General features: G+C 61.3%; 6 protein-coding genes. All 6 read left to right on the forward strand.

Annotated features, from left to right (window positions below; all coding sequences use genetic code 11):
• The first annotated feature begins 209 nt into the window (after nucleotides 1-209).
• The 6 genes from glmS (at nucleotide 210) to G4O04_04740 (ending at nucleotide 6487) form a co-directional block, all read left to right on the forward strand.
• Nucleotides 210-2051, forward strand: coding sequence for a glutamine--fructose-6-phosphate transaminase (isomerizing) (gene glmS / locus G4O04_04715; protein HEY57825.1), 1842 nt, complete (start codon nucleotides 210-212; stop codon nucleotides 2049-2051).
• A gap of 644 nt (nucleotides 2052-2695) precedes the next feature.
• Nucleotides 2696-2935: a Fe-S cluster assembly protein IscX gene (gene iscX / locus G4O04_04720; protein HEY57826.1), complete on the forward strand. Its 240-nt coding sequence runs from the start codon at nucleotides 2696-2698 to the stop codon at nucleotides 2933-2935.
• A 31-nt stretch (nucleotides 2936-2966) separates the two neighbouring features.
• Nucleotides 2967-3644 carry an NADH-quinone oxidoreductase subunit B gene (locus G4O04_04725; GenBank protein HEY57827.1) on the forward strand — a complete coding sequence of 226 codons (678 nt, stop codon included), beginning with the start codon at nucleotides 2967-2969 and terminating at the stop codon, nucleotides 3642-3644.
• A 12-nt stretch (nucleotides 3645-3656) separates the two neighbouring features.
• The gene (locus G4O04_04730) at nucleotides 3657-5393 is read left to right on the forward strand and encodes an NADH-quinone oxidoreductase subunit D (GenBank protein ID HEY57828.1); all 1737 of its coding nucleotides are present in this window, start codon (nucleotides 3657-3659) and stop codon (nucleotides 5391-5393) included.
• Nucleotides 5394-5413: 20 nt separating this feature from the next.
• The gene (locus G4O04_04735) at nucleotides 5414-6064 is read left to right on the forward strand and encodes a 4Fe-4S binding protein (GenBank protein HEY57829.1); all 651 of its coding nucleotides are present in this window, start codon (nucleotides 5414-5416) and stop codon (nucleotides 6062-6064) included.
• 75 nt (nucleotides 6065-6139) lie between these two features.
• The gene (locus G4O04_04740) at nucleotides 6140-6487 is read left to right on the forward strand and encodes a hypothetical protein (protein HEY57830.1); all 348 of its coding nucleotides are present in this window, start codon (nucleotides 6140-6142) and stop codon (nucleotides 6485-6487) included.
• The last annotated feature ends 259 nt before the right edge of the window (nucleotides 6488-6746 follow it).

Below are 6746 nucleotides of genomic sequence, written 5' to 3' on the forward strand. Positions count from 1 at the left end.
TCCCCCGCTTCCCGCAATCATCAGGGGGATATCGGACCGGAAGTCTCAACGCCGCGCGGGTAACCGGGCGGACAAAGGGCTTCTGGCGTGGCCGAGCGTTCTCATTCATCAAGCAGGAGACGCCGGGAAAGAGGCACCGGGAGCTGCCTAGTGGGCCGTGCTCTCGTTGTGGCTGCTTCCTGCCAACCTTAACTGAATGGAGGCCTTTGATGTGCGGTATTGTCGGTTATATCGGGCCGCGTGACGCGACGCCCATACTCTTGAACGGCTTGAAGCGCTTGGAATATCGCGGGTACGACTCGGCCGGTGTGGCTGTGTTGAAGGATGGCCGCATTGAGATTCGCCGTGACGCGGGGAAAATCAGCCGCCTAGAGGTGTTGGTGGCCCAGAACCCCTTACAGGGGACCATCGGCATTGGACACACCCGCTGGGCCACCCACGGCGAGCCCAACCAGCACAACGCGCACCCGCATACCGGGCCGGCTCAGGAGGTCGTGCTGGTGCACAACGGCATCGTGGAGAACTTCCTCACCCTGCGCGAAGAGCTGACGGCCGAGGGTGCAGGGTTCCGTTCGGACACCGACACCGAAGTGATCGCCCATTTGATCGAGCGTCTGCTGAGCGTGGAGGGTGGACTGGTCGAGGCCGTGCGGCGGGCCTTGCAGCATGTGGAAGGCTCCAACGCCGTGGTTGTGATGTCCACCCGTGAACCGGATAAGATCGTGGCGGCGCGCTTGGGGAACGCCGGCGGGGTGGTCATCGGCTTTGGCGAGGATGAGATGTTTGTGGCCTCGGACCTACCCGCCATACTGGAGCACACGCGAAGGGTGATCTTCCTGGAGCATCGGCAGATGGCGGTCATCACCCGGGAGGGGGTGGAGGTCTTCACTTTGGACGGTGAACCCGTGGAGGTCCAGCCGACCACGGTGCCGTGGGACCCGGTCGCGGCGGAGAAGGGGGAATACCGTCATTTCATGCAGAAGGAAATCCACGAGCAGGTGCGCGGTCTGACCGATACCATTGCCGGTCGGGTGGACTTCCGCGAAGGGCGGATCCACCTGCCCGATTTGCACCTCACCCCGGAGTTCGCCCGCCGTTTGCGCAAGATTTTCATCACCGCCTGTGGCACGGCGTATCATGCCGGGTTGGTGGGAAAGACCCTTATCGAACGCATCGCCCGCGTGCCGGTGGAGGTGATGGTGGCCTCGGAGTTCCGCTACGCCGACCCCATCATCGAGCCTGATAGCGTGGTGCTGGCCATCAGCCAGTCTGGCGAAACGGCGGATACCTTGGCGGCGATGGAGGAAGGTCGGCGCAAGGGTGCGACGCTGTGGTCCATCGTCAATGTGATCGGCTCCCAGGCTATGCGGATTGCCGATGGGTACATTTCGATGCAGGTGGGGCCGGAGATCGGGGTGGCCTCGACGAAAGCCTACACCGCGCCGTTGGTGGACCTCTACATGTTGGCCGTGCTGCTGGCCGACCTGCGCGGGACGATCACCCCCGAGCAACGGCGTCGCTTTGTGGCGGATTTGCGTCTGGTGCCCGATTTGGTCGGGCAGTGTTTGGCGCGCGAGGAGGAGGTGATCGAAGTCGCCCGCAGGTACAAGGACACCCGCAGTTGTCTGTATCTGGGGCGGGGGATCAATATGGCCACCGCCTACGAAGGTGCGCTGAAACTCAAGGAGATTTCGTATATCCACGCGGAGGGCTATCCGGCTGGGGAGATGAAGCATGGCCCCATCGCGCTGATTGATGAGGAGATGCCGGTGGTGGCCATCGCGCCCAAGGACCCCTGGTACGAGAAGATGGTCAGCCAGATCGAACAGGCGAAATCGCGGGGCGGCAAGGTGATTGCCGTGACCACCGAGGGCGATGAGCGCATCCCGGAGATCGCGGATGATGTGTTGTGGATACCGGCGACACCCTGGCTGCTGACGCCGGTCACGGCGATCATCCCGTTGCAGTTGTTCGCATATCACATCGCGGCCATGTTGGGGCTGGATGTGGACCAGCCGCGGAACCTGGCGAAGTCGGTGACGGTGGAGTAGGATAGGGGGGTGCTCAGGGCGTCTTTGCGCCCTGAGCCGACTACTTGCGGCCATGTTAGGGCTGGGTGTGGGCTGGCCTGCGGCGTGGCCAAGTGTGGCGGCGGCGTGATGAGAAGGGGCGCTCAGGGCGTCTTGCGCCCTGAGCCGACTACTTGCGGCCATGTTGGGGCTGGGTGTGGGCTGGCCTGCGGCGTGGCCAAGTGTGGCGGCGTGATGAGAAGGGGCGCTCAGGGCGTCTTTGCGCCCTGAGCCGACTACTTGCGGCCATGATAGGGCTGGGTGTGGGCTGGCCTGCGGCGTGGCGAAGTCGGTGACGGTGAGGTAGGATAGGGAGGTGCTCAGGGCATCTTGCGCCCTGAGCACAAAAACGCTCTCATCACAGCCATGTCAGGCTTGATGGGGCCTGTCGTGTCGCAGGGCCGGTGACGGTGGAATGAGTTTTTTGGAATGTGGCGCTCCGGCGCTGCGTTGATTTGCCAGGGCGCCACGTCGTTGAACCGGAACTGTTTCGCCGTGAACCACAAAGCGGCATCAGCCACAGGAGGAAGTCTGGCTTTTCGCAAAACAAGTTTGGCAGAAAACGCGTTTAACGCAAATGGAAATTTGTGAAAAGAGCCGCTTTTTGGGGGTATAATTGACCTGTCATGAGTCATCAGCCGGATTGCGAACCGTTGACCTGGGAAGGCACCCATGCACTGGCGTTGGCGCTCCACGAAGCCCATCCCCAGGTGAATCTGGACGAGGTTTCCCTGGAGCAGTTGCGCCAGTGGGTGCTCGCGCTGCCGTGTTTTGTCGATGACCCGGCGCTGGCTCATGAGGGCCTGTTGATGGCCGTGTTGCGCGAATGGCTGGAGATTGTCCTTGAGGAAGCGGTATCCCGTTAGGGGCCGCGAAACTTCACCAGGAGAAGGCGAGATGACTCCAAATCCTGAGAACGGTGGTGGTCTGAACAAGCCTGGGGTGGAGATTCCCCCCGAATTGCAGGGTACGGTGGCCATCACCACCCTGGATCGTCTCTACAACTGGGGGCGGCGCAACTCGCTGTGGCCGATGATGTTTGGCCTGGCGTGCTGCGCTATCGAGATGATCGCCGTGGCGGCCAGCCGCTATGATATGGCCCGCTTTGGGATGGAGGTCATGCGGCCCAGCCCCCGCCAGGCGGATGTGATGATTGTCTCCGGTACCGTGACGAAGAAGATGATCCCCATCGTGGTGCGGCTGTACAACCAGATGTCCGAACCCAAGTATGTGGTAGCCATGGGCGCCTGCGCCTCGGGCGGCGGCCCCTTCAAGGAAGGCTACAATGTCGTTTCCGGTGTGGACAAATACATCCCGGTTGATGTGTACATTCCGGGGTGCCCGCCCACGCCCCAGGCACTGCTTTACGGCCTGATGAAACTGCAGCAGAAGATCGACCGCCAGTCCATCAAGAGCGTGCCCTGGTACCGGGAAGAGCCTGCCGAGCCCATCCCTGTACCGGTGTTGGGCCCGGATGTGATGGACCCCAGGGACTTTGACAAGATCAAAGCCTATGCCCAGGAGAAACTGGCCGAGCAGCAGGCTCAGGCCTCCGAGGGCCAGGAATCTGCCTAAGGGAGTTGCCCCATGAGCGAGCAAACAACAGTGGTGGCGGAAAACTTGGAAGCCCGGTTCCCCGGCATTGTCAAGAAGGACGAGCGCAAGGGGTACGAGGGCTATATCGTCGAAGCGTCGCACCTGGTGGAGTTCGCCCGCACCTTGCGGGATGAGTTCGGGTACGATTACCTCTCCTCGGTGACGGGGGTGGACTACCTCCCCGAGGGGCACATGGAGGTGGTCTATCATGCTTATAAGACCACCGGCGGGCCGGCCCTGGTGTTCAAGGTCCAGGTGCCGCGTGACAATCCGGTGGTCCCCTCGTTGGTGCCCGTTTATCCCGGCGCAGACTTTCAGGAGCGTGAAGCCTGGGATCTGCTGGGTATCAAGTTCGAAGGGCATCCGGATTTGCGCCGCATTTTGATGTGGGAAGGTTTTCACGGGCACCCGCTGCGCAAGGACTGGAAGGAGCCCTACTTCGAAGAAGAGCACAAGCCCTACAAGAGCCGCTGGCCCGAGGGGCATGTCCGCCGTGCTGAAGACGCCAACCCCTTTGGCAAGAATGTGGACTATCCGGCCGGCTTCGACCCTTACAACTGGGAGCCGGAGGACGCTGACGCCATCCTCTACGGCACCTTAGAGCACATCCACCATGACAGTGACTTGGACACCGATGTTGTGGTGGTCAACATGGGGCCCCAGCACCCCTCCACCCACGGCGTGTTCCGCATGGTGGTCACCTTAGACGGGGAGACCATCGTGGACCTCAAGCCGGTCATGGGGTATCTCCACCGCAACCATGAAAAAATCGGCGAGCGCAACACCTGGTTGATGAACATGCCCTACACCGACCGGCTGGACTACCTTTCCTCCATGAGCAACAACTTTGGCTACGCCCTGGCCGTGGAGAAGTTGCTGGGCGTCAAGCCGCCGGAGCGGGCGGAGTACATCCGTGTGGTCATGGCGGAACTCACCCGTATCCAGAACCACCTCTTTGCCATCGGCATGTTCCTCAACGACATGGGGGCCTACTTCACCCCCTCGCTGTACGCCATTGAGGAGCGCGAACTCATCCTGGATATTTTCGAGGCCACGGCTGGTTCGCGCATGATGTGCAACTACTTCCGCTTCGGCGGTGTGGCGCGCGATTTGCCCGAAGGTGTGTTGGAAAAGATCCGCGACCTGGTTTATGAGCGCCTGCCACGCAAGGTGGAGGAGTTCGACCGTTACGTTGTGCACAACGAGATCGTGAAAGAGCGCTCCATGGGAGTGGGTGTGCTCACGGCCGAGCAAGCCATTGCCTACTCAGCGGCCGGTCCGGTGCTGCGGGCCTCGGGTGTGCCCTACGATGTGCGCCGTGCGGAGCCTTACTCCATCTACGACCGCTTCGATTTCGATGTGGCCGTGGCCTACCACGGCGATGTGTACGACCGCTTGCTGGTGCGCATGGAGGAGATTCGCCAGTCTATCCGCATCCTCCAGCAGGCGGTGCGGGATATCCCCGAAGGGCCGGTGATGGCCAGGAAGCCACAGTACCAGCATCGCGTCCCGCCGGGCGAGGCTTACGGTCGGGTGGAAGGCCCTAAGGGAGAGTTGGGCTTCTATGTGGTCTCCCGCGGCGGCACCAACCCCTGGCGGTACCATGTCCGGGCGCCATCCTTTATCAACTTGACCGCCCTGGCCGAAATGAGCAAGGGTCACAAGGTGGCCGATGTGGTGGTCATCTTGGGCTCTATTGACATCGTGCTCGGCGAAGTTGATCGCTAACCCTCGGAGTGGAGTGGACGATGAACGGCATTGGGCTTCTCAAAGGCTTGGGGATCACCCTCAAGCACCTGATCGACTCCTACATTGACGACTGGAAGTGGCGCGGCAAGCGTTACTTCATCAAGGAGGGGATTGAGCACCGGCGCAGCGCGGATGTAAAAGGGATTTTCACCGTTCAGTACCCCGAAGAAAAACTGCCGGTGCCGGAGAACTTCCGCTTTGTGCCTTTCCTGGTGTATGACGAGTTGGAAGATGGCACCAAGAAGCAACGCTGCACAGCCTGTGGGATCTGCGCTAAGGTGTGCCCGCCTCAGTGCATTTGGATTGTGCGGGCCAAAGACCCCAAAACCGGTCGCCCCAAGAGCGAACCGGAGGCCTTCTTCATCGATGTGGATATCTGCATGAATTGCGGTCTGTGCGCCGAGTACTGTCCTTTCGATTCCATCAAGATGGACCACGACTACGAACTGGCCACTTACGATCGCTTCCAGGACAACATCTTCGATCTGACCAAACTGTCCAAACCGGCTTCCTATTACGCGGAGATCCACCCCACGGATTACGCCCGCGAGGAAGAGGCGCGCCGGGCCAAAGAGGCGGCCAAGGCGGCCCGGGCCAAGGCTCGTGCCAAAGGGGCCCAGAAGAAAACGGAAGCCAAGAAGGACGATTAACGGCGTTGAATTTTGGGGATGCCCCACCCGTCGTGCGGCAGGGGCATCCCTTTGCCTTTTGGGGAGGCGTGCGCTGTGTATCACGGCGATACGGAAGTGTTGTTCCCGGTCCGTCTTATCCCCTCCTTGCGCCATTTGCGGGGGCCGGAATGGCAGGCGTTGGTCGAGCAGGTCCAGCAGGCGGCGCCCACCTCTCCTGCGGTGTTGGGGTTTGTCCTCCTGATGGCCCGGCTGGCGAATTGCGCCGGTTGCTCCATGGACACCTTTCGGGCCATGCGGGGCTGTGCCCAATGCTCCTCGCGTGTGGTCGAGCGGTTTCGCGGCTCCGACGCAGAACTGGTACGACAGTGGCAGGCCGCGGTGGAGGAGGTGAAGGCCTTCCTCAAAAGTCATGGGTTGATGGCGTCAGAAGAACTCCCCTGACCGCGGGTGGCTTCACAAAGCCGTGGTCAGAGGGAAGCTTGGCCCTTGAGCGCAAGGCAGGGCTTCACATGGACGCAGTGCAAGCGGTGAGGCTCCTGGAGGGGGGAGAGGGGGCTGAAAAGTCTCCTTTGGTGCGAGGTTTTGTGGCCGTTCTCCCTCTCTCATGCCGTTTCTCTTGGTGCCCTGGCGCCCTTGGGGTATAATTTTGTATGGCAGGATTGATAAAATTTCACCGCCTGCCCAATGGGGGTAGGCGGTA

Source organism: Anaerolineae bacterium (assembly GCA_011176535.1).
In the GTDB taxonomy this organism is placed as follows: domain Bacteria; phylum Chloroflexota; class Anaerolineae; order Anaerolineales; family DRMV01; genus DUEP01.

Excerpts from the sequence above, each read along its gene's own strand:
- glmS (HEY57825.1), top strand. The coding sequence starts at position 210 with ATGTGCGGTATTGTCGGTTATATCGGGCCGCGTGACGCGACGCCCATA.
- iscX (HEY57826.1), top strand. The coding sequence starts at position 2,696 with ATGAGTCATCAGCCGGATTGCGAACCGTTGACCTGGGAAGGCACCCAT.
- G4O04_04725 (HEY57827.1), top strand. The coding sequence starts at position 2,967 with ATGACTCCAAATCCTGAGAACGGTGGTGGTCTGAACAAGCCTGGGGTG.
- G4O04_04730 (HEY57828.1), top strand. The coding sequence starts at position 3,657 with ATGAGCGAGCAAACAACAGTGGTGGCGGAAAACTTGGAAGCCCGGTTC.
- G4O04_04735 (HEY57829.1), top strand. The coding sequence starts at position 5,414 with ATGAACGGCATTGGGCTTCTCAAAGGCTTGGGGATCACCCTCAAGCAC.